A 25296-nucleotide genomic window follows, 5' to 3' on the forward strand; every position below is an offset into this window, starting at 1 on the left:
CTGGCTTTGCCGTAACAACACTTTTGTAAATTCATAGGGTTTACAAGTGGGTGTCACACAATATATAGTGCAAGAAATCCTTATCCGACATGTAATTCCCACGCATGAAACAATTCTTGTGTCGTCCTGGTTCCAAGATACATTTCCAGTATCGTGCAAACATTACCTTGGCAGAAGCTCAAGATCAGCAGCTCAATGTTCTTGCATTGCTAGATCAAGGAATGTATGAAACAGCGAATAACGCTAGAGGGGTCTTGGCTGCTTCTCGCAACGAATTACGGGTCGTCGAACTATTCTCTGGTGCTGGGGGAATGGGCCTTGGATTTCTAATGTCGAGTTCTGAAAAAACTGCTTGTAGAATAGTTCACACGAGTGAATGTGATCCAATTTGCATCAAAAGTATCTTTACAAATTACAGTTATTGGAAGGAGCACGCAAAAGTACTTATAAATGAGCCATTTCCAAGTGAAATTGCACCTACCGACTTATCAACTGCGATTGGTAGAGAGTCTGTTGTATCTCAAGTGCAGAGGTATGGCGGCGTAGATATACTTATTGGTGGTCCTCCCTGTCAAGGTTTTTCACAAGCCAACCGCAACTCTTGGAGCCCTAACAATCCATATAACAAACTCGTCAATAACTTTATTGAACTCGCAATTGCTCTTAATCCAAAAGTAATATTAATGGAAAACGTTCAAGGAATCTTATGGACGCCAAGATCGAATCATCATGAAAATAAGCTAGGAGTTGTGGAACATATTACTCGCAAGCTTGCAAAAACAGGTTATGTCTTGTTTCCTTCAGTTCTAGACGCTGCTTGGTACGGAGTTCCTCAACATCGCAACCGTTTTTTCTTACTCGCACTTGACCAGTCACTTGGTTACACAGAGGATAGTTTCGGAAACTGGGGACCATTTCCTTTTCCAACTCATGGCCCAATAACCACTCAAAAATTCGTCACTGTTCGAGATGCCATTTCAGACTTGCCTAAAGTTGAAAATGGTGAGGGAAGATTATTCCAAGATTATAAAAATCCTCGCCAGCAAGATTTGGCACTAAATGTTTTTCTAAATGAAGCGAGAGAATTTTCGCAACCAGGAGTTATTGAAGGTCATATCGTCTCAAAACAGGCCGATTATGTTCTGGAAAGATATAAGAATATTCCTGAGGGTGGTAATTGGTCTGATATTCAACATATGATGACAAATTATTCGAAGTTAGAACGAACCCACAGCAACATTTATAGAAGGCTCAAATGGGATGAACCATCTATAACGATTGGAAACTATAGGAAAAGCATGTTAATACATCCAGCTCAAGATAGAGGCTTATCTTTAAGAGAGGCAACTCGTTTGCAATCCTTTCCCGACTGGTTTGTATTTTGTGGAGTCGCAACTAAAAGAGGTACAACACTAATGCACAAACAACAGCAGCTTGCAAATGCAGTCAGCTTTCTTCTTATAAAAGCAATCGCAAAGTATATACTTACTCTTTAGCTTAAATCGCTCAAAGTCAGGCCATCACTCTCAAAAGCGAAAGGAGAACTTAGGTGTTTACTGGCAATATCTCGAATGGCAGTAACGTAAATCAACTTCGACAATTTTTAGCACAAGCAGAAAATATTTCTGCTAATGATTTTCAAACTATATTGAGTGATGCCATTGATGTATTTAACTTCTGTCAACCATTAAACACTCCCGGTAGCACCCAAGGACTAATATATGGCAATATTCAAAGTGGTAAGACCGCAGTTATTCTAGCGTTTATTGCTCATGCCATCGACAATGGAATGCAGAATTTTATTGTTTTTACATCAGACCTAAATGACCTATACGAGCAAACATTGCAGCGTATTCAGCAAGCGATGAATAGTGCTGTAGTTTATAATAAATCAAACTTTAATGTTGGCAGTGGTATTGGTCTTACAGTACCGCTGATTTTTGTTGCATCAAAGAACTCTACGGTTTTGCGTCGCTTGGATAGCGCTCTTCAGAATTCTCGACGTATCAATTCAACTTTTGCAATTATTGATGATGAAGCTGACCAAGCAAGTTTGAATACAAACATTAATGTATTAAGGCCTCCCAGTGGTGTCAACCAAGGAATTGTTCGTCTTAGAAGTCGGCTTACATCATATGCATTTATCCAGACAACGGCAACCCCTCAAGCTCTTGTTCTTCAGGATGTAAACAATCTGTTTAGGCCAAATTTTGTGGTCGTTACTACTCCTGGACATAACTATACTGGAGGAAACATATTTTTCGGTAATAATAACTTTATGAATTCGAATTATATAAGAATTGTGCCTGATATCGATGTCGATCTGTTGCGACAAAATAATACTATTCCGCAAACCGTAGCTCAGTCGTTATACTTATTTTTTGCCGGTGCTGCTGCTCTCAGATTGGCTGGTAATGATAAGAATTACACTTATTTACTCCATACGAGCCTGCGTCAACAGGATCATGCCATAGCGAGTCAAAGTGTAGGTAACTTCGTTAATCAGTTATTAAATGAGTTTGCCACTAATAGTCTCTCACAACAGACTCAACAAGGTTTATTAAATGCATATGCAGATTTGCAAAGGACTTTTCAGAACCTACAATCTCTTCCAAGTATAGTTCAGGAAATTCGACGGCTAATTGCATCAACAACAGTTGCTGAAATTAACGCAAGAACTGGTGGGGGTGTTGAGCCAAATCCTATTAGAAAACATACTATATACATTGGAGCTACAAAGATAGGCCGTGGAGTGACGGTTAAAAATTTGCTGATTACTTACTACGGAAGAGATGCACAACATCCACAGATGGATACGGTTTTACAACACGCTCGTATGTATGGCTATAGGCAGTCCGATCTGGCAGCTATACGAATTTTCATTCCCGAGGTTCTTGCACAAAGATTTTATGACATTCATCAAGCTGACAATAAGTTACGTGAGCTATGTAGAAATACTCATGCAGCAATACCTGTTCTACCCTTGAATACTGGTATTCGGCCTAGCCGCGCTAATGTATTAAATAGAAATACGGTCGAGCTAGGTGCGTATATTGCAGGCAGTGAGTATTTCCCGTCTACGCCCTATTCCACTCCAGCAGATCTAGGTAATCAGACAACTGATTTGGATAACTTGCTTGCTCCGTATGCAATTCAGCAAATTTATAACGTCACAATCGATTTTATGCTCCAAATCTTAAACTTTAAGTTTGGTGTCCCTTCATCTTCTGGTGCATGGGAAGATCAACTTATTCGCCTAGCCGTGCAAGATTTGCGAAATGATCTCCAGCACTACAATAATAGTGCTAATTTAGTCATTGTAAACAGGGCCGCAAATATATTCAAAGCTCGATCAAGAGGCTACCGGCAGATTGGTAGTATTATGCCTGGCGGTGTAGGCAACCCACCATTTGGCATTAATCCGAACTCGCCCGCCATTTTTCTTTTCAGACTTACTGGTCAAGCTCACCATCCTTCAACAAATCCTGGAGGCTGGCATGGAGTGCCATTTTGGGTTCCAAATGTTCGTTTTCCTAATGGGAACTATGTTTTCGCTGCTAACTATAGCACTTAGATTACTAAAAATGGTTTTAGTGGAAGAATACGAAGAAATCGACAGACAAGCTGCCGACGGATTTTTTAATTATAGCGTCCATCGAGGCTCGAAATGAAGCGCCATTTGATTGGCTCAGCATTTCCCAATGATACTCTATTCTGCTCGATATTACGTCAAAAGGATATTACTGCTACTATGCTAATTTATGGAAAACGAAATCGTAAGCAGAACGAGAAGCGGCTGTAGTAGTGAGTGTTTCACTAAGGCTGGTAGCGTGTGAGTTGCTTCCAGGTCTGGTAGAAGGGTTGCTGCGGCTGGTAGTCGGTCGTGAGCAGCCCCGGCCAGCCCCCTTCGCTGCCCGACTGCAACAGCCGGTAGTAGAACACACCGGCCAGGGTGCTGTAGATGGTTGGATAGACGCTCTTGAGGGCATCCGCCCACTCGTTCCAGTCGTTCATCCGCTTGAAGTTGAATTCGGTGGCAAGAATTGGTTTGCTGCCATATATGGGAGCGATAGCCGCAAGCCAGCTTTCCATCTCGTCCGTCGTATTCGTGTAGGGGTGGACGTTGGCGTAATCGACGTAGTTCAGGTAGCCCGCGTCCACCAGCGCCTGGTTGTAGGTCGTCTTCCAGCCGTACACACCGCTGCTGTCGGCCTGCCAGGCGGTAGTCGAGGCTCCGACAACTTTTTCGCCCGCCGGATGAAACGAATCCCAGGCCGCTTTGAGCACGTTATCGACGTACTGCTGGGCATTCCCGGCCCAGTACTGGCTGTTGTTCAGTTCATTGAGGATCTCCCAGTTATCGACGGCGTCCTTGAGACCGGGCACCGTCTGCACCCAGTCGAAGTAGGCTCTTGCCTGCTGGTAGGTGGGTACGGCGCTCGTCTGCAACAGTAGCGTCACCTTGTAGCCAAGGGATTTGAGGGCGACGGCCTGCTCAAAGGAAGCCTCGTTCGGATCGAAACTACTCCAGGCAATATCGGTCCAGAGCCGAACGGCAGTAATCCCGTCTCGGCGCATGGGCGTATTGGCCGTATCGATATTTGTCTCGTAGCCTGCGAAGACGCCGTGGATGAAAGATCCGGCTTGAACCGGCATGATAGGCCAGATGCAGAGCAAGCTAAAAAGCAGCAAGGCACGAATGGCTTGCATAAATGTATGTCTCGCGAAGATGTTGCAGACTCAGCTTAAAGGCAGCACCGCCCCCAAAAAAGTCGCCTGCCCGACTATTTCGATTGCTCTAAAGGAAAATCCTCTATTTCGGGGAGGGAGTGTGGGAACGTTGGCTCGATGGATCAGCCGCTCGGAGGCAACTGTGTCCAGAATCAAGACATTTTAACGGAATCGTCTATGGCTTTCTAAAGGCGCGGACGAAAAGCAACAGATTGAGCGGGGCATAGTTTTGGGATACAACAAAAGCAAACAACATAGTGATGGATATGTTTGACTCTGACCATGTAGATCTGCTCAAGCTCAGCCCCTCTGAGCGGTTGCTGCTGGTGCAGGACCTCTGGGACAGCCTAAGACCGGAGGATATTCCGCTGACGCAATGGCAGAAGGCAGAGCTTGATCGCAGAAAGGCAGCCTATCAGGCCAACCCTGCCGCTGGTCGTTCATGGGATGAGGTGCAACGCCAGATTGTCGAACGGCATGACTAAGGCCATTATCCTCACGCCGGAAGCGCAGGAGGATGCCTATCAATCCTATACAGTTGCAATAAACTACCTCCGACCTTTATTTTGCTGGACGCTGGAGGCTGCACGTTGACACTTCAGGATGCCTCTGTTCCAGGTGCTGCCTTTGGCATATCCGATAGTGTGGAACTCGGGTTCGCTGTCGAGGATGTCGAGGCCGTAAGACAGCGATTCAAAGAGCAGGCGATCGAAGTCGGCGATGTCCAGCAGATGGGCTGGGGCGAAGGATTCGATGCGGTCGATCCTGACGGCCACCGCCTCACGTTTTACCGTATGCGGAACGAAAAAGGCCCGCAGTAGACGATGACAGGTTCACTTTTGAAGTCCAGCAGGCTGCCTGCCCGCACTACTTGCGCGTCACGAAGAAACGGCCAGGACTGGTCACTTTGCCGGCGCTGGTCTGGATGAGAACTTTGCCTGTGCGGGCACCGGCTGGGACGGTCAGGGTGATCTCGGTACCTGCCCCATTCACCGCGACCGGCGAGACGACCACTCCGCCTCGGAAACTGACAGTCGTCTCACCGGGGACGAAGCCGGTGCCGGTGATTGTGACCTGGGTGCCTGCCGGTCCCCGGTTCGGGCTGATAGCGCTGACGCTGAGCGGTGTCACCGGCAGGTTGAGGCGGGACAGGAGCGGCTCGTGGTCACTCACCTGATCGGCAAATTCAGAATTGATGTGGACGACATCGAGGCTGGCAACCGGCAGGAGGGTGTTGCCCACCAGGATGTGATCGAGATCTTGAGAGTTGCCGTCGAAGACGTAGCTGTATTGTTCGTTTTCGGGCAGGCCGGTGATCAGATCGTTCAGGATGCCGCCCTGCTGGAGGGTGGCGAGGGGGGTGGAGAACTGGAAGTCGTTGAGATCGCCCAGGACGACGACGTTGGCAGTGGGGTCAATAGCAAGCAGCGACTGGACGAAGCTGTTGACGACGGTGGCCTGCTGGATGCGCTGCGGCTCAGAATTCAATACCGGCGGCTGGCTGCTGCCAAAGAGGGGCGTGTCGCCGCCTTTGGAGTTGAAGTGGTTGCCGATGACGAACAGTTTGTGGCCGTTGAAGAGAAATTCACCCGCGAGCGGTTTGCGGCTGCTGTTAAAAGCCGGGTTGGTCGGATCGATGCGGCCAGGGCTGAAGGACAATTCAGCGCCGGTGGGACCATTCACGGCACTCACGGCAGTGGTCGAAAGATCGGTGCCGCTCGGGGCGGACCGGTCGATAAAGCTCACCCGATTCGGATTGAATAGGAAGACGACGCGGATGTTGCCGCCTCCCTCGCCGCCGTCCTGGTCGTTGACCGGGTTGATCACCCGGTACTGGTAGGCCGGGCCACCGGCAGCCGTGATCGCACTCACCAGCGTATCGAGGGTGAGCGAAGCGTCCACCACGCCGTCGTCGGTGGGGCCGTCGTTGTCCTGCACTTCTTCGAGGCTAAGGATATCGGGGGAACGGAGGTTGCCCACGATCGCCGCTGCCAGGCTGTCGAATTTGGCCTGACCGTCGCCGATATCGAGGTTCTCGACGTTGAAGGTGGCGGTGCTCAGATCCTCCGGCTGGGCAACCGCTGCCACCTCGCGGGCGAGATTGGCCGGACTGAGCGGGGGAACAGCGCCGGTGGTGTAGAGCTTGAAGTTGCCGAAGCTGTAGTCGATGACACCTACGATTGCGCCAGGGAAGCTGTCGCCGACGTTCGCCGCCGGCAGGTCGGGTACGGAGCTATTGAGCACGTCCCCTACGATGAGCCGCTCGGGGTTGAAGTCGGTGGGGGTGATGTAGATGCCGCCTCTCGCGGTGCGCGGGCTGCCGTTGCCGTCCGGCAGCAGAGGAATCTCGCGGTTTTCGCCCGTCGTGCCTTCGCTGAAGACAGCCGTGGGTCCGACGGCGACGGCATTGTTGACCTGCACGAGCATCCCTTCGAGGCTTTCGTAAAAGTCGATGCCGTCGGAGGCAGGATCGAAGACGGCAAAGCTGTCGTCCTCGATCACCTGGGTGGGCGGCACCCGCCCGCCGATCCCGATCACCGTGGGAGCAGGAAGCGGGTTGCCGGTCGAGACGACGGTCACAGTGGGACTGGTAATCTCGGTGGTCGAGAGGTTGCCGGTGCTCGCTCCGCCCGGAATGAATTCGCTCACGGTGCCATTGACGTTCACGGCGGCCCCGACAGCGATCGAAGCGTTGGGAGCGGAGGAGGTAAAGACGAAGATGCCTTCGGAGGTGGCATCGTCGCTATCCGGATTCGGATCTTGCAGGTAGAAGCCATTGGAGCGCACCGCCGTCACGATCCCCGGCACGTTCGTCACCGTCTGACCGACTTTAGGAGAAGTCTGGCTCGCCCCCTGGATGTCGTGGATGCGCGTCACCGTCTCGTCGTCGATCACCGTGATCGTGGCCGAACCGCTGGTATAGCCACTGGCAGCGGCGCTGATCGTAAAAGTCTGATTGCCGTCAGCTTCGGTGTCGTCCACCGCAGCGACGCTGAAGGTCGCAGAAGAAACCCCGGCTGGAATCGTCACCGAAGCCGGTACGGTCGCTTCGCTGGTGTCGGCGCTGGTGAGCGTCACGCTCAGATCGGCGGCGGTGCTGCCGGTGCGGCTCACCGTGCCCGTGGCGGCCCCGGCCCCGGCGGCCTCGCTGAAGCTGGAGGGCGTAACGCTCACGCCCAAAGCCGGAGTGGAGAGCGCACCAAAGTTCTGGCCGCTGTTGGGCTGACCGAAGCTCGCGGCAGCAGGCGCGTTCCAGCTAAAGTCCTGGTAGACCGAGCCGCTGCCAGTCAGTTGCAACGAGAGGCCCAGCGGTTCGTTGCCGGTCTCGCTCACGCCAATGTCCGTCGAAATCAGGCCATCCGCCGGGCCGCCGACGGCGGTGAATGTGCCTTCGTAGCTCAAAAACTGGATCACCTGGCCACCGGCATTGACCAGGGCGATGCCGTCGGGTGCACCGTTCTGGATGCCGTTGCTGGGATAAGAAACCGACACCGTCCCGAAACCATTTTGCTGATCGGGGATGGTGCCGCTCAGGGGAGTCGTCGTGTAAGCCGCGCCGCCGCTGCCGTTGTAGAGCACGATCGACCAGCCGGTGAGGTCCGTACCCGCCGGGCCTGCAATCTCGATCGCTTCACCGGCGTCGGTGCCGGTGTTGTCGTAGTGAATCTCGTTGATAAAAACCGTCGCCGGGTTCTGGCTAAAGGCCCGCGCCGGAGGCAATGCACTCAGCAGGAGCGTTCCAGCCAGCAGAGTGCTGACGAGCAGACGGGCGGTTTTAGGAAAAAAGCTTCGGACGATCACAGGAGGCATCTCCATCAAAGAACGTAGCGAGATTCCGGCGGGACCGGCTTACCGATTAAGAACCTTACCCCCAGCTCCGGCGATTTCCGTGTATCGCTGCCGACATCGGTTAAAAAAATCAGCAGAAATTGATCTTGAAAGTAAAGTTTGCTTGAGATTTGTTAAGCTGGAGGAGATAATCCACCGTCCGATAGATGGCATTTTTCAATTCCGCCGAACCGATCCTGCGCCGCAAGCAACACGATCTGGATTTGCAGGACCAGCGGGGGCTCATCAGGTTGCAACTGCGCATCGGCAGGCAGGCTTTGATCGACACGGTCTTGACCCGCGTCGATCAAGTCTTTTGGGGCTGGGCGCTCGTCTGCGCCCTGATCTTCGGCGTCGCCCAGTTTCAGCCGTTCGCCTGGAGCGAGCAGGCGCTGTACTGGACGGGGCTGAGCCTGGCTGCCGCCCTCTGGATGGCTGCCTGCACCTGGTTCTGGGCAAAGGTAGAGCGGGCGGTCTGGCTGGTGGTGTGCTGGGCCGGGCTCATCGCCTCCGGCCTGGTACTCACCGACGCCAGCATCAGCTTTGCCTGGGACGCACTGCTGTTGCATCTGGGTGTTCTCTGGCTTGGGATAAGTGCTCTGGGTTATCTGGTAAGCGGCATCGGTCTGCGCTCGCGCGCCCTACTCATCTGCGCCCTTCTGCACCTGGCGGCGGCTCTGCTGGCAGCAACCATTCCCGACTGGCAGTTTCTCATTGCCGGAGTGACGCTATCGAGCTGCCTGGCGCTGCTCGGCTCGACCCAGTGGGACATGCGTCTGCCTACGACCTACGACCTGCCCCAGGTGGCCCTCGCCTTCAATCGCGCCCAGCACGCACGGCGGCAACTGGTCCGTAGCCGCTAATCGCCCCCGCCGGTGAGGCGAATCGCCCAGATTACCTCGCGGCCTTCTACGGGCTCATTTTGCTTTTGAAACTGTTGTTTTTGTTGCTTGAGCTGCTCTTCCAGCTGAAGGATAGGAGCGCTGTAGAGCCACTTACCGGCGGTGAGGCGGCGGCTGATCGTCGCACGGGGCGTCTCGATCTTGTCGGTACTGACTGCCGAGCAGGCCAGATAAAAATGCGGCTGCAACGTCTTGATCTGCTCTTCGAGGGCAGCCAGTTGCAACCTCAGCTCGATCATCTTATCGATCACTTCCAGACTTTTTTCGATATCCGCTTCCATCGGCTGCTCGATCAAAAAACTGTTTTTCAAGTTTAGAGCGCTGCAAAGAGCAAAATTGTGCCTGGGGGCAGAGGGCGACGCCCCCAGCGCTGGAGAACCATATGCCTATGTCCTTTTGCAAGGGTCGCTTATGACGACGCAGTTAACGCTCAAAAGACGGGCCGCCGACGCCAGGCCGAGGGCGATGCGCCGCGAAGGCCGCCTACCGGCGGTGCTCTACGGTCATCGCGGAACAGAAGCGCTCGCCCTGGAGATCGATCAGCGCTCGGTGGACGACCTGCTCAAGCGCGTCCACGTCAACAACACAATCTTTGATCTGAAGGTGCAGCGGGGCTGGTCCGGCAAGGTGCTGCTGCGCGAGGTCCAGCACGATACGGTGAGTCGGACGCCGCTGCATCTGAGCTTTTTTGCGATTGCCGGTCACGGCAGCATTGCCCTCGATCTGCCCCTGGTCTTCCACGGCGTTCCGCAGGGAGTAAAAGTAGGCGGTGGCCTGCTTGAAAAGGTGCTTACCGAGTTGAGTGTCACCGCCCCACCGGAGCGGGTGCCCGATACGATCGAGGTGGATGTCTCGGCGATGCAGGTGGGCGATATCCTTTACATCAAGGATCTGCACCTGCCGGAAGGCATCGAGGTCGCTCACCCGGATCTGGCCGTGGCGACGGTGATTCCTTCGCCGACCCGCCGCGAACTTGAATCGATCGCAGCTGCGGAAGAATCTGGCGGCGAGGAGACAACCGAGGCAGCGCCGAGCGAGGAGGAGCCCGCTTAGTCCGGCGTGAGCTGGATACCGGCGGCAGGATTCAACAGCGGCCTGCCGCTTTGCTCCCAAAAGCTGACAGGAAGAGATATCTGGGCTCTGCAGGCAGTTGGAGCCTTTATTTGATCTGCCTGTCTCCCGTGCGCCGGTTGCCGCTCCTTGAGCAATTGCTGCCGGACACTGCCTAGAACCGCTGCGTCCTGGCTATTCAGGTGATTGGTAACCACCTGGCCGTCTACGACTTTCAAGATCTCTCCCCGTTTGCCGTGGGCTCTGAGGCTGAGGGAGCTTTTGTCCCGGTCGATGTCGTAGCTCAGCCCACGGTAGAAGCGCTTACCCTGGGCGTCGCTGTCGCCGCGCTGGGCGAGGATCGCCTCTGTGGCAGCGATAGCAGCCTGGGCCCGCCGATGCGCCCTCGTGGGTTGAAGGTGCGGGACCGGATCGACCGCCCTGCCGTTGTGCAACAGCTCGAAGTGCAGGTGGGGACCATTGGTGAGGCCACTCTCACCGGAGCGGGCGATCGGTTCGCCCGCTTTGACGTGCTCGCCATTTGCGACTTTGATCTGGCTTAAATGCGCGTAGCGGGTCTTCCAGCCGTTGCCGTGATCGACGATGAGCATGTTGCCGTAGCCACTGCCGGAACCGATCGCCGCGACGGTTCCGGCAGCAGCGGCATAGACGGGCGTGCCGACAGCGGCGCGCAGATCGACGCCCTCGTGCATCCGGGTGCGGTGCAAGACCGGGTGAAAGCGCTCGCCAAAGGGGCTGGTCACCTGGATTTTTTGGAGTGGAGCAATCCACTCCGGCTCGTCCGGTGCGGGCATAAAAGTTTCTCCTGCTGGTACTTCCAGCAGTTTAAAAAAATCGGCCTGCCGAAGCGAAAACCGGACAGTGCCAGACTAAACAGCCCGCAGGCCGGCTAGAGCCCGCAACTTGCGCTCGCTGCGGGCCGCAGGAACCGGCAGGTTGAGGGTGCGGACCTCTTCGGGCGGCTCGTCGTGAACCGGAGCGACGATCGGCTGCCAGACTTCTTTGAGCACCATCCTCTGAAACTCGCGGTCAAAGCTGAGGCGGGGCTGGCCCCGGCGCTGCCAGCAGCGCAGAATCTGACCGACCGAAGCCAGCTTGTAGCGGCCCTGGTGTACCGATTCGACGATCCCAAGCAGAATCCACTCGCGGCCAAACTCGACTTCCCAGTCGGCCAGCACCAGTCCCAGGCGGCTGCGGTCGAACTCGAAACCGTAGGAGCCAAGCACCGTCTGAGCGTCAGCCTCTTGCAAAACAGGCTTGTTAGGATTGAACATACATTAAGGGATCGTTAAGACAGCATTAATCCTACGCATTGTAACACTCATCTTCGAGAATGTTACCCACGAAACAAGGAATTTGTTCTCCAGGAACTGCTAGGCTCTGGATGTCCTTCAGGAGCTTGCCTGTCATGGTTTCGACAACGGATGTCCGTCAGGCAAAGGTGGTTTTGATCCCGGTGGTTTCGGAGGTGGCGGAGGGCTCCGTGCAGACGATCCAGGCGGTGCTGGAGACCAGTTTGAGTATCGAGCCCTTCGACGAGGAGTTAGAAGCGGAGCCCTTCGCCCACGGTATCGACACGATGCGCTTTTTTTGGGACGAAGCGCCCTTCGCCAACACCGAGCAGGCGGTCGGCATCGTGCTCGACAGCAATCGCCTGCCCCTCGTGCTCACGGGCGATCCGGTCCTTGCCGCCGGGGCGGTGCGCGCTGTCTGGAAGCGCCATCCGGATCTGGAACATCTGCAGGTGGCCGCCCGCGCCCGGCTGTGCGCCGAAGTCGAGGGCGATCCTTATGGCAATCGCTGTCTGGCCGCCCGCCTGGGCGACTACGAACTACCGGCAATACAGGTGGGGGTGCGCTCGGTGAGCCGCGCCGAGCTGACCCACTACCGGCAGCAGGAGCGCCACCGCATCTTCTGGGCCAGGCACTTCAAAGACCACAGCGGCGGTGAGCGGAGTTGGGATATCGAGGATGTGCTCGCAGCGCTCGATGTTGGGCGGCCCCTCTACCTCAGCCTCGACCTTGGGGGACTCGATGGGCCGATCACAGCCCTGGTAGACGATCCCGAGCCCGGCGGGCTGGGCTGGTTCGTGCTGCTCAGGCTCCTGCGGGCTGTCTTCGAGCGCCATCGCGTCATTGCCTGCGATCTGACGGGTTTTGGCAGCTACACTGCTCCCCTGTCCGCCCGCGTCGCCGCTGCCCGGTTGTTGCACAAGATTATCGGTTACAAGTTCACCGCTTACCCGCCAACTTGACGGCGGTGGCTGCTCGGGGACATGCTGTGCCCAAGACTGGGGACAACCATGCCACGCCAAGCTGCCCTGCCGCTGCACACGAGGATCTTTATCGGCCTTGCCGTCGGGCTGGTCCTGGGTCTTTTGTGCGAGTTTTTGTTTCCTGGCGACGAGCGCCTCAAGTGGGTGGTGAGCAACATCGCCTACCCGATTGGCCAGGTCTTCTTGCGCTCGATCTTCATGATCGTCATTCCGCTCATCTTCACGGCGATCGTGCTCGGGGTGGCGGATCTGGGCGATGTCGGCAAGATTGGCCGCATCGGCCTTAAGGCACTGCTCTTTACGATCTTGATTACGGGCATCTCGGTCGTCATTGGCCTGGTGCTCGTCAACGTCTTCCAGCCGGGGGTGGGCATCTCCGAAGAGGGACGCTCTGCCCTGCTCGGTGCCCTGGGCAACAACCAGGCGGTGACGGGCATCGTCTCTTCTGCCGGGGAGGCAAAGACGCCGATTCAGACGCTGGTCGAGATCATTCCGCGCAACCCGCTCGCCGACGCAGTCAACGCCTTTGATCCGAACTACAGAGGGGGCGGTCTGCTCTCGGTGATGTTCTTTGCCCTCGTCTTCGGCATTGCAATGGCGATGGCCGACAAGGAGCGCACTGCCCCGCTGCTGGAGGTGCTGCAGGGGGTCTACGACGTAATCATGAAGATCATCGAATTTGCGATGAACCTGGCCCCGTTCGGAGTGGCGGCCCTCATCTTCTCGACTGCCGCCTCCCTCGGCCTTGAGGTGGTCTTCGTGCTGCTCAAGTACGTGCTGGTGGTAATTGCCGCCCTCGCCATCCACCAGTTCGGCACCTACGGTCTGGTGGTGCGCTACTTCGCGGGCCTCAATCCGATCAAGTTCTTCCAGAGCATCCAGGAAGTGATGCTCACCGCCTTTTCTACCAGTTCTTCCAACGCCACCCTGCCCACCTCGATCCGGGTCGCGATCGACGAACTGAAGCTCAACCGCGACATCGCCAACTTCATGCTCACCGTCGGCTCGACGGCCAACCAGAACGGCACCGCCCTCTACGAAGGGGTGACGGTGCTTTTTCTGGCCCAGTTCTACGGCGTGAATCTGACCATTGGCCAGCAGCTCACCGTCGTGCTCCTGTCGATTCTGGCAGGCGTAGGTACAGCGGGCGTACCGGGGGGATCGCTGCCCCTGGTGGTGCTGGTGCTGCAGACGGTGAATGTACCCGCCGAGGGCATCGGCATCATCCTGGGCGTCGATCGCCTCCTCGATATGTGCCGCACGGTCGTCAACGTCACCGGCGACATTGCCCTCGCCGCCTGCGTCAACGCCAGCGAGGCCGACCAAGCGGCACCGGGAGAAGACGTTAAACCGGTATAGACGACCCCCAGTTGCGCACTGTGGAAGCGGACGGTAGTTCAGAATTTCACTGGCCTACTACTCGTACACCCGCTGCCAGGTGATCGTGCGCGCTTTGGTGTCGAGCAGGCCGCAGACTGCGGGCAGCCGGTCGTAGAGCAGTTGGGAAGTGTTGCCGCAGTTGAGAATGTAGCGCTCGCGCTCCCAGTCCAGCTCGTAGGTGACGCGCTCCGCTCCCGACTCCCAGGGATCGATGTCCACCAGGGAGCCATCCTCCTGGCGAACGTGGATGCGGGTGCGGTGGGTATGGCCGCTCAAAGTCACCGGCACCGGAGCATCGGCGTGCAGTTGGGCGAGGATGGTGTCGGAGTAAAGTAGACCGTAGCGGTCGCGGTAGCAGGCGTGTACGCAACAGACATCTGGAACCGGATGGAACCGCTCCGGCAGTTGAGCGAGATAGGTGCGGTTCGCATCGCTCAATCGCGGCTGGGTGAGGGCAGTGTGCAGTTCGGATTTGGGATTAAAAAAGACCAGCCTCGGATCGCTGCCGTAATACACTGCGCCGTGATCGTGGTTGCCCCCTACCGTTGGAATGGCCAGCGATCGCACCAGATCGACGACCTCGTTGGGCCGCTGTCCGTGGACGACCAGATCCCCCAGGCAGACGAGACTGTCGGCAGCGAGGGCTTCGAGGGCTCTGAGCACCCGCACCAGCGCCTCGTAATCGGCGTGAACGTCTGTGAAGATACCGAGTCGCACCAGCCTGCCATATCCTGATATACCGATAGTAGCGTCCCAGTCCACTGTCGGATCGATGATGGAAGCCAAGCTGAGAACTCACTTTTCAGCAGCTCACTGTTCCGGGGCAGGTCACGTTGAGCTTAAATACGAGACGGATTATTTTTGAACCCTGATTCCGCAGGTTGGGTCGTAGTTCTTGAAGTTTCCGTTATCTATCTGGGTTTCGACTACTTTGTCTGGCTTGAGACCCCCATTCAATACTTCACGAACAACGCCAAGTTTGCTCTAGATGCCGTAATTGTCTCTCGCCTCTCAGCTTTGCTTGCTCCACCTCCCTCACGCCATCAAGTAGTACCTCGCACACTCGCTCCCCAGCAACCTCACTATCTGACGGCGTTCCTCGTTCAAATTCGACACCTGCTTGACTCCCCCGACTTCCAGCAGGTGGACCGCTTGAAAACATTGGAAAATCCACCGCAGTGTTGGAGTAGTCGTTGGCTTCTTCACTTGATTCTTGACTGTCGCTTTGGCGTCGGCCAAAGCCTGCCGCAACTGCCGCTGCCCAAGGCTGTAGACCAACAGACACAGGCCCATCACCATCGCTACAGCCTCCACCCGCTCGGGAGACTTCACAAAGACACTGCTTGTGAAAAACAGCGGGTCTTTGAGGAAGCGGAAGCCCCGTTCCACGGACTGTTGGGCCTTGTACTCCGACAGCACCTCAGCCGCAGAAAGCTGCTGTTCGTCCAGCACATTGGTGGCCAGCACAAACTTGCCCGAGTGTCGCTGTTCCGCCGCGATGGCAGTGGGGTTGCGCACCAGTTGAGCCGTGAGTAACCACACTCCGGTCTTCTCGGGCTTGCTGCTGCGGGCGGGCCGCCCCGCTTTGCCATGCCGTTTCTGCTCCAGGGCTTGCACTGCCCCCAACGCATGCCACTTCAATCCGGTGGCCAAGCGTTCTGCCGCCTCCAGGGCATCGGCTTCACAGGCAAACTCGCTCTTGCACAGCTTCGCCAATTCTTTGCCCAGCTTGCCGTCCAGATCCTGTAGCTTTTTGTCCAGTGCCGCCAAGTCACTTTTGCGCCGCTCGTCGCTTGCCACAACCACCCAGCGCTGCCAGATATCGGCGTAAGTGCTGCAGACTTCGGCTACCTTATGGCCCGCTTGGGTAGGAACGAACTGCTCGTCGTCCAGGACCGCCAGCACCTGCTTCACTTCTGTGAGTGTCGAGGGCACCCGGCTGACCCAGCGCATCTGCTGCACCTCGCTGAGATTGTGAGCACTGTAGAGGGCGGAATCCACCACGAACAGGGCATCCACGTTCCACTGGGCGCGGAAATCCTTAATCATCTGGGCAAAGATAGCCTTGTCTGCGTCGTTCCCATCCCCGACCCGCAGGTAGAGGGGTACATCCCCATCGCCGCTCGTGATCATCGACAGCAGGAACTGTTTGAGGTCGAGCCCGATGGTCGCGACTGTAGCCATGGGTGAGGACAATCGGCTGGGGCTCGTCCTCGTTGCGAGGAGGCACTCGCCCTTTCGGGGTGTACTCGCCATCGACATGGAAGGAAGTCGAATCCAAATGGACACTGCCGGTCTTGAGGCCAAAGTGCCTGGCGGCCTTGAGCGCCAGGAGCACGAAGACTTTGGTGGTGCCCTCTTCGTAGAGCCTGTCCAGCACCCGACCCAGCCGGTCATCGTTGAAGTGTTCGGGCTGTACGCCTGGGCCAATCAGGTGCTCGGTGGCCTTGCCGACGAAGAACTGCTCGAAAAGGTAAAGCGGAGCGGAGACGAAGCCAAGTCCATTGAGGATGAGACCCTTCAGCACTTGGCCGCAAGTGACGCGCTCCAGGGGATGGGTGCCCAGCAGCCGGTCTACTTCTTCGACCAGGCCAAACGCGTCGATGATTGCGGCAACGATGCCAAGGTGGTCGAGGTTCTGGACCTGGATCTCAGGGGAGGGCGTCTGCATCCCACCAAAATACCGCAGGCCCTCAACCTACCTGCGGAAAGTGGGTTTGAATGTATTACAGACGACATATTTCCAAATAATGGTTTGGTAACTTGTTGATGTCTTGAGTATGAATCCAAATTAGGCACGCTAATGGAAAGTAGCAAAGGATAATGAGTTCTAATTCGGACAAGTAACGCAAGTAAGATAACAATTTAAAACATTGTGAACGGAGGCAACTCTAGATATATGAGCAGTAGGCTTCGTACCAGTTTGGCATTTATAGCATTTGCAACTTCAGTACTATACGCTCACTCCATCATCAATTCTGAAGCTACTTTTGCTCATCCAGTTACTGGTGCATCCGTAAATTCGGAGAGAAACATAAGAAAAATAAATACTTTAAAGTCGGCTGCCGAAGCCCATCTGGGTCAAGGCTTAGTAGCAAATGGTACGATAGCTCCCCCAAAGCCTGTTTCAGAAGTAGTGATTGGAACAAGAAATCCACAACAAGATAGACTGCCGACCGATGTAGTTTTAAGGCGTGCTGCTTACGTAAGTAGGGATGTACGTCAAGTAAGTATCCAGCTTAGAGATTGGGGGGCATGTTCTCCAGATGGCGATGCAGTTGATGTAGAAGTCGTTGAGCAATCAACTGGATATGTTAAACAGTACTATTACAGTGGGTATTTGAACAATTATTACTCAAATTATACTGTACAGCTTAGAAACGGCGTGTACCAAATACGTTTGCTTTATGTTTCAGAAGGTGCTTGTTCTCCAGATACAGCAGCTATATCAATTAACACATCGCAGATTGCTTATGGAAACTCTGAATATAAGTTCTCTATTTATCCAGGTACAAACGGATTGGTGCGCTCTAAATTTGTTCAGCTAGAGATATCAAGAAGCAAGTATCCTCAGTCTGCCTCTCATATTGATACAGCTCAAAATGGAGGAAGAGACAGGCTTCTGACATTCGAGAAGGATGTATCCGCAAAGAATTCACGACGAAAAAAATCGATCAATCCTCCAAATTACAATGGTCCAAGAGGAGTGAAGGACAAGTATGATTTAGATGAGTATCCACCAGCATGTTTCAAAGAAAATTATGGGACAGCAAGTGTCCAGCGAATCGGTGCTAGTGATAATAGAGGCTCTGGTGCAACATTCGGTAACACGCTACGCTCATTTCAATATGTAACTGACGATGTTGCAGAGCTAGTTACTATTCCTTAGTTGTTCACGAATGGCTGACTGTCATCTAGCAAAGTAAATTATGGGGCTAACATAATGGAGAACAAAGGTGTCGTGTTTCGGATATTATGTTTGAGCTGGATTATGCTTTCTGTAGACACACTAGCATTTGCACAGAAAGTTAGAGCAGACATTTACGATGATTTAGTAGATGAGAGGTGCGATGTTGTTGATATGTCGTGTGCTGCTGCAGCTATTCCTGCCAACATTAGATACGCCTTTCAAGTAGAGAGCATTAAAGAGAAAGCTCATTTGGAGTTCTTATTTAAGAGAACGCAGGTTATTACAAATCTTGCTTATTTGAGAACGACGAATTCATACTTACTACGCAAGTCTAAGGTGAGTTTCCCATTGCGGCCACATTGAATTTGGTAACCTATTCTCCAATTGAATAAACCTGAAGAAAACCTTGAATAGATTGAGGAGGAGATAGTGAGCAAGAAATTTGTGCTGAGCTTTGTCCCAAAGCTAAAGGTCGCTGCCATTTTGCTTATGGTAACCAGCCCGGTCTTTACTACGGAGTATAACGCTTTTGCCCAAAGTGTTGTTAGCTCTGATGCTGTGAGGTATGTGAAATCAAGCCAAATATTGGCTCAAAATAAGCAAATTGAAACTGATGATATAGAGCAACAGATATTAGATGCAATATCGGATATTCAGCTTGAAGATGATGGTGTTAGGTACAAAGCTCTTGATAGACTTATTCAGCTTGGGCCAAAGGCGGCACCAGCTGTTCCCTACCTTTCCAAGCTGTTGGAAGATGGTAAGTCGATTGTTAGTGTTACTCAAGCGCTTGCTGCTATTGGTGATGCTGCAATTCCCTCAATTAGACAAGCTTTGAAGAGCCCGAATCGTGTTGTAAGATTTTGGGCAGCGAATACTTTACCTACAACGAGTGATGCTGCTTCAGGGCTATTTGATTCAATTATTGAAGCAACTCATGATCAGTCAGCTTGTATACGTTCTAGAGCAATCAGAGGATTAGCCTCCTATGGCTCTAGTTCTCTATCGTATCTTATTGAATCATCTGAAGATGACGATGCTGATGTTCGAGCTAGCGTAAACACTATTCTAGGTCATATCAGAATTTATAATAGAGATACGACCGATGTGCTTGTACGAGGTATGAGGGATCCGGAGCCTATGGTTAGAGTTACGAGTGCAGCAGCAATGAGTCAATCAAACTCCGAAACTTCAACGGCCGCCTTTTTGCCTATACTAATTCAAGCTGTCAGAGATAAGAACCCTTTGGTAAGGGAGAGTGTAGCAGTAGCCCTCAAAAATATTCACTTTAATAATAAGGAGCAGGCTGGTGCTGTTCTATCAGCATTAAGGGAAATGGAATCTGATGTCGCCCAACCTGTAAGGTTTTGGGCAAGAGCTGGAATTATCAAGATGAAGCAAATTCCAAGGGCTGTAGCGATACCCCCAAAAATATATAAATGGGATCAAAGTTTACTTGAAGGCAAGTTATGTCCTGAGAAAGAGCCGAGTTAATAAACCGTCTGTTTACACTATTTTTAAAGTAACGGTCAAATTAGAGCTATAGAACAGAATCCATAGAAGACGTACCTACACCAAGTCTTGATTTGGATGTGTTGAGACTGAGTGACTTGGCCCCGAATAATGATCCGCTGAGAATGTGAGTTTCCAGCTTGGTTTTCCTTATCGTACAGGTGGATGCCGTTGCGGCGACAGCGGAGCCGCGATGGCATTCACCTGTTGCAAAAACTCCATCGGCGTTGCTCCTGCCAGGGCACTGTGCGGACGGTAGTGATTGTAATCCAGCCGCCAAGCCTCGACGATTCGTCTGGCATCCGGCACGCTCAAGAAGTAGTGGGCATTAAGACATTCATCCCGAAATTTCCCATTAAAGCTCTCGATGTGCGGCTTGTCCGTTGGCTTGCCCGGACGAGTGAAGGCGATGAGCACCCCACGCCGCGTTGCCCACTCCGCCAGTGCTCGACAGACGAACTCCGGCCCATTATCAACCAGCAATCGTTCCGGCAACTGCCGCTGGGCCGCCAGGGTTTCCAGCACCCGCACCACCCGCGCTGAGGGCAGGGAGGTATCGACTTCAATTTGTGGGCACTCCCGGCTGTAGACATCGATGATCGTCAAGGTCCGCAGTTTGCGTCCGTCGGCCAGGGCATCCTCGACAAAGTCCAGGCTCCATAGCTGGTTAGGGCGTTCTAAAGCCGGTGCTTCCGGCCTCCCAGACGGTCGGAAGCGGGGTTTACGCTTTTTTGGGCGCACCAGCAATCCCTCCTTGGTGCACAGTCGGTAGATTTTCTTGGCGTTGACCAGCCTGCCTTCCCTTCTCAGCAGCAGTGTCAGCCGTCGATAGCCATAACGCGGACGTTCGGCAGCCAACTGCTTCAGCCGTGCTAGCAACACGGGATCTTCAGTGCGATGACCGACTAACCGGGCGGTGGAGCGGTGCAACCCCAGCAACCGACAGGCTCGCCTCTGGGAAACCTGCAGGTCGGCTTGCAGGTAGGCGGCAGCCTGGCGTTTGGCTGCTGGGGTTAGAATTTTTTTGACAGCACCGCCTTGAGGGCATGAAGGTCGAGAGCTTGGTCGGCGACGATCTGCTTGAGTTTGCGGTTTTCTGCTTCGAGATCCTTCAGGCGCTGAGCTTCAGAGATTTCCATTCCACCGTACTTGGCCTTCCAGCGATAGTAGGTCTGCTCGCTGATACCGTGTCTGCGGCATAGCTCTGCCACGTTAGCACCGGCCTGCCCCTCACCCAGGATGGCAATGATCTGTTCAGTCGTGAAACGGCTTTTCTTCATGGTCTTCCTCGTCAGTGGTGTCGGCTGGAAGACTCACATTCTACGCGGTTCACTTTAGCGGTTGCACGTCATGAGAACTCTACTGTTCAGGTCAACTACTATAGACTCTCTATCACCATCAACCCGTTAACGGTTTTCTATCCCTAAATACTTATCCGCTTTGGCAAAAATACGCTCCTTTGTAACCATCTTTCGAAACAAATGCGTAGCATAAGCCTAAACAGCAATTAAGAGGAAAAGGCACGTCCTCACTTAGCTGTAAAAGCAACTTCCAATCTCCACTGTCATCAGGATACTCAATGGTATTCCAGTAAAATGGAACGCCGCCGACTTTATTGCAAGCCATATCTTGGCTAATAAGCTGAAATTGTTCGGCACTAAATTCATTACCTTCAAATGAGACTGGCTTAGATTGCTCTTCTATTGATTCAAAATCAACAAGATACTCACACGGCAAACCTTCTCGCTCAAGAGATGGCCCGGTCGAAGTTGTGTCATACAACCCTAAATATGTTCTTCCAGGCTGAATAATTACGGCGTTATCTCCACTGTGAGCTTCCCAAAAACGAGTAGGCTGTTCCTCATACCAATCACTAACGAATAGATAGGCAATACGACCGTTCATCTGACCAAAGACTTTTGGCTCCAGTTGAATTTGGCAAATAAACCTCATTGGCTTCTGCAAAGTTCGACTTATAGGCCATTGAGGCTCACTTAGCCAAGTAGGTTGCCCGCCAAACTTTGTGACGGGCTTAGTAACTGGCTCTACGGCTTGAATAAAGGAGCGGATTTTAAGTGCAGGAATTTTCTCTTGTTTCTCCATCCGTGTCGCATTAGGTTTAGAAGTAAGTGTCTTCTTTCGTTTCCAGAGATCAGTAGCCTTTGGGCAAAACAGAACTTCTTCACAGCGTTCAGGTGTCATTAATGGTCGCAATAGGATATCAAAGAGCAGCTCCATTGGTGCAACACGGGTTGAGTGTTGCATCGGATACCATTGTGGAAGCCAATCGTATAATATTTGCCATGCCTCACCAAACTGCTTACTATGGCATAAGATACGGCTGACAACCAAGGCATCTTTGAATTGAAAATGGTTGTACTTATCTGGATGATGCAAAAACTCGTAAAGTGCATCTTGGTACTGGCAAGCATAAACAGCTAGATGGAAGCGATGAGCAGCTGCTTCATCAGGACTATCAGTCAAATCAGGTCGCAAGAGAGGTAAATTTTCAACGGAGTTTTTGTAATACTGCTCTCGTTGACTTATTTGATTTTCTAATGTGATTGGCTGATAGTATTGTGAGTAGAAAGTATGAGAATTTAATCCTTTTGAAAGGGCATAAGTAGTTAGATTACTTAAATGCAGCCTGCCATCTTCTTTTAAGGTTCTTGCGTAGGAATTTCGGTCGCCAATTATGTCTAGACAATTAATTTCTGTAGCCATTCCGGCTCTCGTTTCCAGACTTCTTAAAGCGCGGACACAATATTCAAGTACTACATCCCATTGTCTGGTTTTGTCACCTGAAAGACTTAATAAAAGAACCATATCTTTAGCCCCGTACTGATAATCATTTAAAGATGCATGCTCTAAATAATCGCCAGCAAGAGAAATGCACTCATCCCAATAGCCCCGAAAAGCCAAAATGTTGGCAAGAGATGCTTTTGCACTATGTATTCCATCATTAGCAAGTTGCTTTAAAGCCTCTAAAGCGGTTGTTACTTCTCCTCGAAAAGCTGCCTTCTTTGCCTGCTCTAGATTCCACTTTCTAGCCATTTTAGTTAAATCAATGGGATGGTTCTCTGATTTTACTACGGCTGCTCTACCTTGACTAATCATAGACAAGAGCAAAACTACACTGCTCATGTAAAAGCACTAAATTTTTGGGATCCGTTTTGTGTAAGGGTGCCACGAGTAACAACGCGGCTAACGTGGCAGTGGCTGGCGCTTTCTGTTATCTCCCTGGCAAGCCCCGACTCGGATGCTGCCACACATTCCGTGCTCAGGAGTACTTAATTTAGGAATACTTATGGGAGAAGAGATATACTCTGAAGCTGCTCTTATCCACGGGCACAAGATTCGTGTTGCGACACGAAATTAGCTTCTGGTTTACACTCCCCGTGCGTCAAGTCGCGCCCCGAAGTTGGTGCGGTGGTTGTCGCCAGGGTTGAGGCGGCGCAGGCGGTACTTGACGACCTGATTGCCGCGAAAGAGCGTCAGTTCTAAAAAATCGCCCTGCTGATCGACGCGCACCTGCGACCCTTCGAGGGTGGGGCCGGAGATTGTCTTGAGGGTCTCGCCGTCGTAGTTGACCGTCAGCGAGACAGTCGCCCCGGCTCCAGGACCACTCACCACCTGGCCGTTGCCCTGCCAGACATCGGCGCGGGCAGGCAGAGCCAGTGCCCCAATAAGCAGAAGGGTGAAAACGAGCAAATTGCGGAGATGACGACGTTGCAGCATGGCAGAGAAGCCATCGTGGCTTAGATCTCGGGTTCTTTTATCCTACCGCCTGGTCTCCCCTTATTGGGGGGGAGAAGACCCAGCCCCAACTGCGCAAAGCCGTAATTTCAAAAAAGCGACCGACCGAACGCCGTGAGCAGATCCACCAGAAGCGGCAGCGAGAGGCCAACGACGTTGGTGTAGCAGCCGTCGATAGCGCTCACCAGTCCCGCTCCCAGGCCCTGAATGGCGTAGCTGCCCGCCTTGTCGAGCGGTTCACCGCTCGCCACGTAGGCGGCGATTTCGTCCGCTTTTAAGTTGCGCAGCCGCACGCCGGTAGCGCGGACCGCCGTTTGTTTGCGCTGCTGTTCGACCAGGGCGATGCCGGTATAGACCGTATGCCAGCGCCCCTGCAGCTGGGCGAGCATCTGCTCTGCCTCTGCGGGGCTCTCCGGTTTGCCGTAGATCTTGCCTTCGAGGACGACGATCGTGTCGGCCCCCAGAATAAGACAGTCGAGCCGCTGCGGCTGCACGGCGAGGGCTTTGCCCAGGGCGTTGGCGACGACCAGTTGCTCGGGGGGCGCTGCCGGGTCCATCTGCTCTGTGTAGGCGCTCGGCAAGCATTCAAAAACGATGCCCAACTGCTGGAGCAGTTCCCGTCGGCGCGGTGAAGCGGAGGCGAGGACCAGATGAACAGCCATGCTGCTAAGAAAGCCCCAGCCAGTGCAACAGGCTATGGCCCGTCTGCGCTTCGATAATCAGCGTGACGATAAAGCCAATCATCGCGAGCCTGCCGTTCAGTTGCTCAGCAAACGGCGTAAAGCCAAAAACGGACTTTTGGGGCGGATCCTCGGGGGCGGCCATAAATTCTGCTGTGAAGCCAGACACCGATGAGGCTAGCACAGTCGTCCTACTCGTCGCCGATCTGCAGCCGCCGCTGCAGCAGAGCCAGCTTGTGCTGCAGCTCCCGGACATTTTGAAATAGCTCCGGCAGGCGGCGGATGAGCGCCGAGGTGCGCAACCAGAGGGCGTGGGGCATGGCCGGCGAACCGGAGACGACCGTGCCCGGCTCCACGTCGCTGGGTACACCGCCCTTGGCTGAGACCATCGCCCGATCGCCAATCGAAGCGTGGCCCGCGACGCCCACCTGACCGGCGAGCACGACATTGCGACCAACCTGCACGCCGCCCGCCAGACCGACCTGGGCGATCAGGAGACAATTGTCGTCGATCTGACTGCCGTGGCCGATCATGACCAGGTTGTCGAGTTTGCTGCCTCTGCCAATACGGGTATAGCCCACTGCCGGACGGTCGATCGCCGTGTTGGAGCCGATTTCGACGTTGTCTTCGATCCGCACGTAGCCCGACTGGGGCATCTTGTGCCAGGTGCCTTCGAGGGTCGGTACAAAACCAAAGCCTTCGGTGCCGACGACGGTGCCGGACTGGAGGATGCAGTCGTCGCCTATCTCGGTGCGCTCGTGGATGGCGCAGTTGGCATGGATAACCGTCCGCGCTCCGATGCGCACACCGCTGTAGATCGTGCTGTTCGGAAAAAGAATCGCCCCGTCGCCTATCGTCACGTCGTCGGCGATGACGACGTGGGCTCCGATATGCACGTCCGCTCCAAGCCGGACCTCAGTACCGATCACCGCACTCGGATGCACGCCAGGGACAGGCAGACGGGGCTGATAGTACAGAGCCAGGGCACGGGCAAAGGCGAGGCGGGGCTGATCGCTGCGGATACACGGGATGTCGGGTCTGTGGGTGCGCCAGTCGAGAATCAGGGCTTCGGCGCGGGTGCTCTTTAGAAAGCGCGCATACTTTTCACTTTCGATAAAACTGAGTTCCCCTGGCCCGGCCTGCTGAATGGCAGCCAGACCGCGAATCTCGACGTTGGGGTTTCCCTCCACCGTGCAGCTCAGTTGTGCTGCCAGTTCCCCAAGCTTCATCCCTGTGCCCAAAAGCGATAAG

General features: G+C 53.8%; 22 protein-coding genes and 1 pseudogene. 10 read left to right on the plus strand and 13 right to left on the minus strand.

Going from position 1 to position 25296, the window contains the following annotated elements; translation table 11 throughout:
* Nucleotides 1-167: 167 nt before the first annotated feature.
* Together GKIL_RS23250 and GKIL_RS23255 are read left to right on the plus strand one after the other, a co-directional pair.
* Nucleotides 168-1496, plus strand: coding sequence for a DNA cytosine methyltransferase (locus GKIL_RS23250; RefSeq protein ID WP_187293873.1), 1329 nt, complete (start codon nucleotides 168-170; stop codon nucleotides 1494-1496).
* 53 nt (nucleotides 1497-1549) lie between these two features.
* On the plus strand, nucleotides 1550-3574 hold the full coding sequence (locus GKIL_RS23255; protein WP_023171890.1) for a Z1 domain-containing protein: 2025 nt from the start codon (nucleotides 1550-1552) through the stop codon (nucleotides 3572-3574).
* 242 nt (nucleotides 3575-3816) lie between these two features.
* Here the strand turns inward: GKIL_RS23255 and GKIL_RS02925 are convergent, their stop codons facing one another.
* A complete protein-coding gene (locus tag GKIL_RS02925) occupies nucleotides 3817-4710 on the minus strand; it encodes a glycosyl hydrolase (protein ID WP_023171892.1) in 894 nt (297 codons plus the stop codon).
* A gap of 287 nt (nucleotides 4711-4997) precedes the next feature.
* On the opposite strand from GKIL_RS02925, the gene GKIL_RS02930 reads away from it, so the two are divergent.
* Together GKIL_RS02930 and GKIL_RS02935 are read left to right on the plus strand one after the other, a co-directional pair.
* Nucleotides 4998-5216: an addiction module protein gene (locus GKIL_RS02930; protein WP_041244283.1), complete on the plus strand. Its 219-nt coding sequence runs from the start codon at nucleotides 4998-5000 to the stop codon at nucleotides 5214-5216.
* A 105-nt stretch (nucleotides 5217-5321) separates the two neighbouring features.
* Nucleotides 5322-5552: a VOC family protein gene (locus tag GKIL_RS02935; RefSeq protein WP_023171894.1), complete on the plus strand. Its 231-nt coding sequence runs from the start codon at nucleotides 5322-5324 to the stop codon at nucleotides 5550-5552.
* A gap of 46 nt (nucleotides 5553-5598) precedes the next feature.
* Here the strand turns inward: GKIL_RS02935 and GKIL_RS22215 are convergent, their stop codons facing one another.
* The gene (locus GKIL_RS22215; RefSeq protein WP_051382632.1) at nucleotides 5599-8532 is read right to left on the minus strand and encodes an endonuclease/exonuclease/phosphatase family protein; all 2934 of its coding nucleotides are present in this window, start codon (nucleotides 8530-8532) and stop codon (nucleotides 5599-5601) included.
* Nucleotides 8533-8726: 194 nt separating this feature from the next.
* On the opposite strand from GKIL_RS22215, the gene GKIL_RS02945 reads away from it, so the two are divergent.
* Nucleotides 8727-9422: a hypothetical protein gene (locus GKIL_RS02945; protein WP_023171896.1), complete on the plus strand. Its 696-nt coding sequence runs from the start codon at nucleotides 8727-8729 to the stop codon at nucleotides 9420-9422.
* On the opposite strand, the gene GKIL_RS02950 is transcribed toward GKIL_RS02945, so the two are convergent.
* Nucleotides 9419-9772, minus strand: coding sequence for a hypothetical protein (locus GKIL_RS02950; RefSeq protein WP_245595895.1), 354 nt, complete (start codon nucleotides 9770-9772; stop codon nucleotides 9419-9421). The genes GKIL_RS02945 and GKIL_RS02950 overlap by 4 nt on opposite strands.
* A gap of 100 nt (nucleotides 9773-9872) precedes the next feature.
* On the opposite strand from GKIL_RS02950, the gene GKIL_RS02955 reads away from it, so the two are divergent.
* Nucleotides 9873-10514, plus strand: a complete 642-nt coding sequence (locus GKIL_RS02955; protein WP_023171898.1) for a 50S ribosomal protein L25/general stress protein Ctc — start codon at nucleotides 9873-9875, stop codon at nucleotides 10512-10514.
* Here GKIL_RS02955 and GKIL_RS22220 read toward each other — a convergent pair.
* Nucleotides 10511-11326, minus strand: a complete 816-nt coding sequence (locus tag GKIL_RS22220; RefSeq protein WP_023171899.1) for a M23 family metallopeptidase — start codon at nucleotides 11324-11326, stop codon at nucleotides 10511-10513. The genes GKIL_RS02955 and GKIL_RS22220 overlap by 4 nt on opposite strands.
* Before the next feature lie 75 nt (nucleotides 11327-11401).
* Nucleotides 11402-11782 carry a hypothetical protein gene (locus GKIL_RS22225; RefSeq protein WP_187293874.1) on the minus strand — a complete coding sequence of 127 codons (381 nt, stop codon included), beginning with the start codon at nucleotides 11780-11782 and terminating at the stop codon, nucleotides 11402-11404.
* 158 nt (nucleotides 11783-11940) lie between these two features.
* On the opposite strand from GKIL_RS22225, the gene GKIL_RS02970 reads away from it, so the two are divergent.
* Nucleotides 11941-12786, plus strand: a complete 846-nt coding sequence (locus GKIL_RS02970) for an arginase family protein (RefSeq protein ID WP_023171902.1) — start codon at nucleotides 11941-11943, stop codon at nucleotides 12784-12786.
* Nucleotides 12787-12834: 48 nt separating this feature from the next.
* Nucleotides 12835-14166, plus strand: a complete 1332-nt coding sequence (locus tag GKIL_RS02975; protein WP_023171903.1) for a dicarboxylate/amino acid:cation symporter — start codon at nucleotides 12835-12837, stop codon at nucleotides 14164-14166.
* 57 nt (nucleotides 14167-14223) lie between these two features.
* On the opposite strand, the gene GKIL_RS22230 is transcribed toward GKIL_RS02975, so the two are convergent.
* Nucleotides 14224-14973, minus strand: a complete 750-nt coding sequence (locus tag GKIL_RS22230) for a metallophosphoesterase family protein (RefSeq protein WP_081705154.1) — start codon at nucleotides 14971-14973, stop codon at nucleotides 14224-14226.
* A gap of 249 nt (nucleotides 14974-15222) precedes the next feature.
* A pseudogene (locus tag GKIL_RS02985) lies at nucleotides 15223-16858 on the minus strand (IS1634 family transposase).
* Nucleotides 16859-17086: 228 nt separating this feature from the next.
* On the opposite strand from GKIL_RS02985, the gene GKIL_RS24080 reads away from it, so the two are divergent.
* Nucleotides 17087-18076: a NucA/NucB deoxyribonuclease domain-containing protein gene (locus GKIL_RS24080; RefSeq protein WP_023171907.1), complete on the plus strand. Its 990-nt coding sequence runs from the start codon at nucleotides 17087-17089 to the stop codon at nucleotides 18074-18076.
* Between the two features lie 450 nt (nucleotides 18077-18526).
* Nucleotides 18527-19591 (plus strand): HEAT repeat domain-containing protein, encoded by a 1065-nt coding sequence (locus tag GKIL_RS23265; protein ID WP_023171908.1) that lies wholly within the window; start codon nucleotides 18527-18529, stop codon nucleotides 19589-19591.
* A 168-nt stretch (nucleotides 19592-19759) separates the two neighbouring features.
* Here the strand turns inward: GKIL_RS23265 and GKIL_RS02995 are convergent.
* From GKIL_RS02995 to lpxD, 6 genes are all read right to left on the minus strand, one after another.
* Nucleotides 19760-20889 (minus strand): IS3 family transposase gene (locus GKIL_RS02995; RefSeq protein WP_144080304.1). Its coding sequence is split into 2 segments (ribosomal slippage): nucleotides 19760-20637 and nucleotides 20637-20889, totalling 1131 coding nucleotides; the frame shifts between segments, so codons are not numbered across the junction.
* A 151-nt stretch (nucleotides 20890-21040) separates the two neighbouring features.
* A complete protein-coding gene (locus GKIL_RS24085) occupies nucleotides 21041-22753 on the minus strand; it encodes a DUF1963 domain-containing protein (protein WP_081705155.1) in 1713 nt (570 codons plus the stop codon).
* A gap of 243 nt (nucleotides 22754-22996) precedes the next feature.
* Complete coding sequence (locus GKIL_RS03005; RefSeq protein WP_023171912.1) at nucleotides 22997-23347, minus strand: hypothetical protein; 351 nt, start codon at nucleotides 23345-23347, stop codon at nucleotides 22997-22999.
* A 107-nt stretch (nucleotides 23348-23454) separates the two neighbouring features.
* Nucleotides 23455-24027, minus strand: coding sequence for a Maf family protein (locus GKIL_RS03010; protein WP_023171913.1), 573 nt, complete (start codon nucleotides 24025-24027; stop codon nucleotides 23455-23457).
* 4 nt (nucleotides 24028-24031) lie between these two features.
* Nucleotides 24032-24190, minus strand: coding sequence for a high light inducible protein (locus tag GKIL_RS25170; RefSeq protein WP_023171914.1), 159 nt, complete (start codon nucleotides 24188-24190; stop codon nucleotides 24032-24034).
* Nucleotides 24191-24236: 46 nt separating this feature from the next.
* Nucleotides 24237-25274 carry a UDP-3-O-(3-hydroxymyristoyl)glucosamine N-acyltransferase gene (gene lpxD / locus GKIL_RS03020; RefSeq protein ID WP_023171915.1) on the minus strand — a complete coding sequence of 346 codons (1038 nt, stop codon included), beginning with the start codon at nucleotides 25272-25274 and terminating at the stop codon, nucleotides 24237-24239.
* Nucleotides 25275-25296: the final 22 nt, after the last annotated feature.

It is taken from the genome of Gloeobacter kilaueensis JS1, from assembly GCF_000484535.1.
GTDB lineage: Bacteria > Cyanobacteriota > Cyanobacteriia > Gloeobacterales > Gloeobacteraceae > Gloeobacter > Gloeobacter kilaueensis.

Bases quoted from the DNA above. Each gene is read 5' to 3' on its own strand.
- GKIL_RS02945 (WP_023171896.1), top strand. From the start codon at position 8,727: ATGGCATTTTTCAATTCCGCCGAACCGATCCTGCGCCGCAAGCAACAC.
- GKIL_RS02970 (WP_023171902.1), top strand. From the start codon at position 11,941: ATGGTTTCGACAACGGATGTCCGTCAGGCAAAGGTGGTTTTGATCCCG.
- GKIL_RS02975 (WP_023171903.1), top strand. From the start codon at position 12,835: ATGCCACGCCAAGCTGCCCTGCCGCTGCACACGAGGATCTTTATCGGC.
- GKIL_RS02930 (WP_041244283.1), top strand. From the start codon at position 4,998: ATGTTTGACTCTGACCATGTAGATCTGCTCAAGCTCAGCCCCTCTGAG.
- GKIL_RS02955 (WP_023171898.1), top strand. From the start codon at position 9,873: ATGACGACGCAGTTAACGCTCAAAAGACGGGCCGCCGACGCCAGGCCG.
- GKIL_RS03010 (WP_023171913.1), bottom strand. From the start codon at position 24,027: ATGGCTGTTCATCTGGTCCTCGCCTCCGCTTCACCGCGCCGACGGGAA.
- GKIL_RS22220 (WP_023171899.1), bottom strand. From the start codon at position 11,326: ATGCCCGCACCGGACGAGCCGGAGTGGATTGCTCCACTCCAAAAAATC.
- GKIL_RS03005 (WP_023171912.1), bottom strand. From the start codon at position 23,347: ATGCTGCAACGTCGTCATCTCCGCAATTTGCTCGTTTTCACCCTTCTG.
- GKIL_RS24085 (WP_081705155.1), bottom strand. From the start codon at position 22,753: ATGAGCAGTGTAGTTTTGCTCTTGTCTATGATTAGTCAAGGTAGAGCA.
- GKIL_RS24080 (WP_023171907.1), top strand. From the start codon at position 17,087: ATGAGCAGTAGGCTTCGTACCAGTTTGGCATTTATAGCATTTGCAACT.
- GKIL_RS25170 (WP_023171914.1), bottom strand. From the start codon at position 24,190: ATGGCCGCCCCCGAGGATCCGCCCCAAAAGTCCGTTTTTGGCTTTACG.
- GKIL_RS02925 (WP_023171892.1), bottom strand. From the start codon at position 4,710: ATGCAAGCCATTCGTGCCTTGCTGCTTTTTAGCTTGCTCTGCATCTGG.
- lpxD (WP_023171915.1), bottom strand. From the start codon at position 25,274: ATGAAGCTTGGGGAACTGGCAGCACAACTGAGCTGCACGGTGGAGGGA.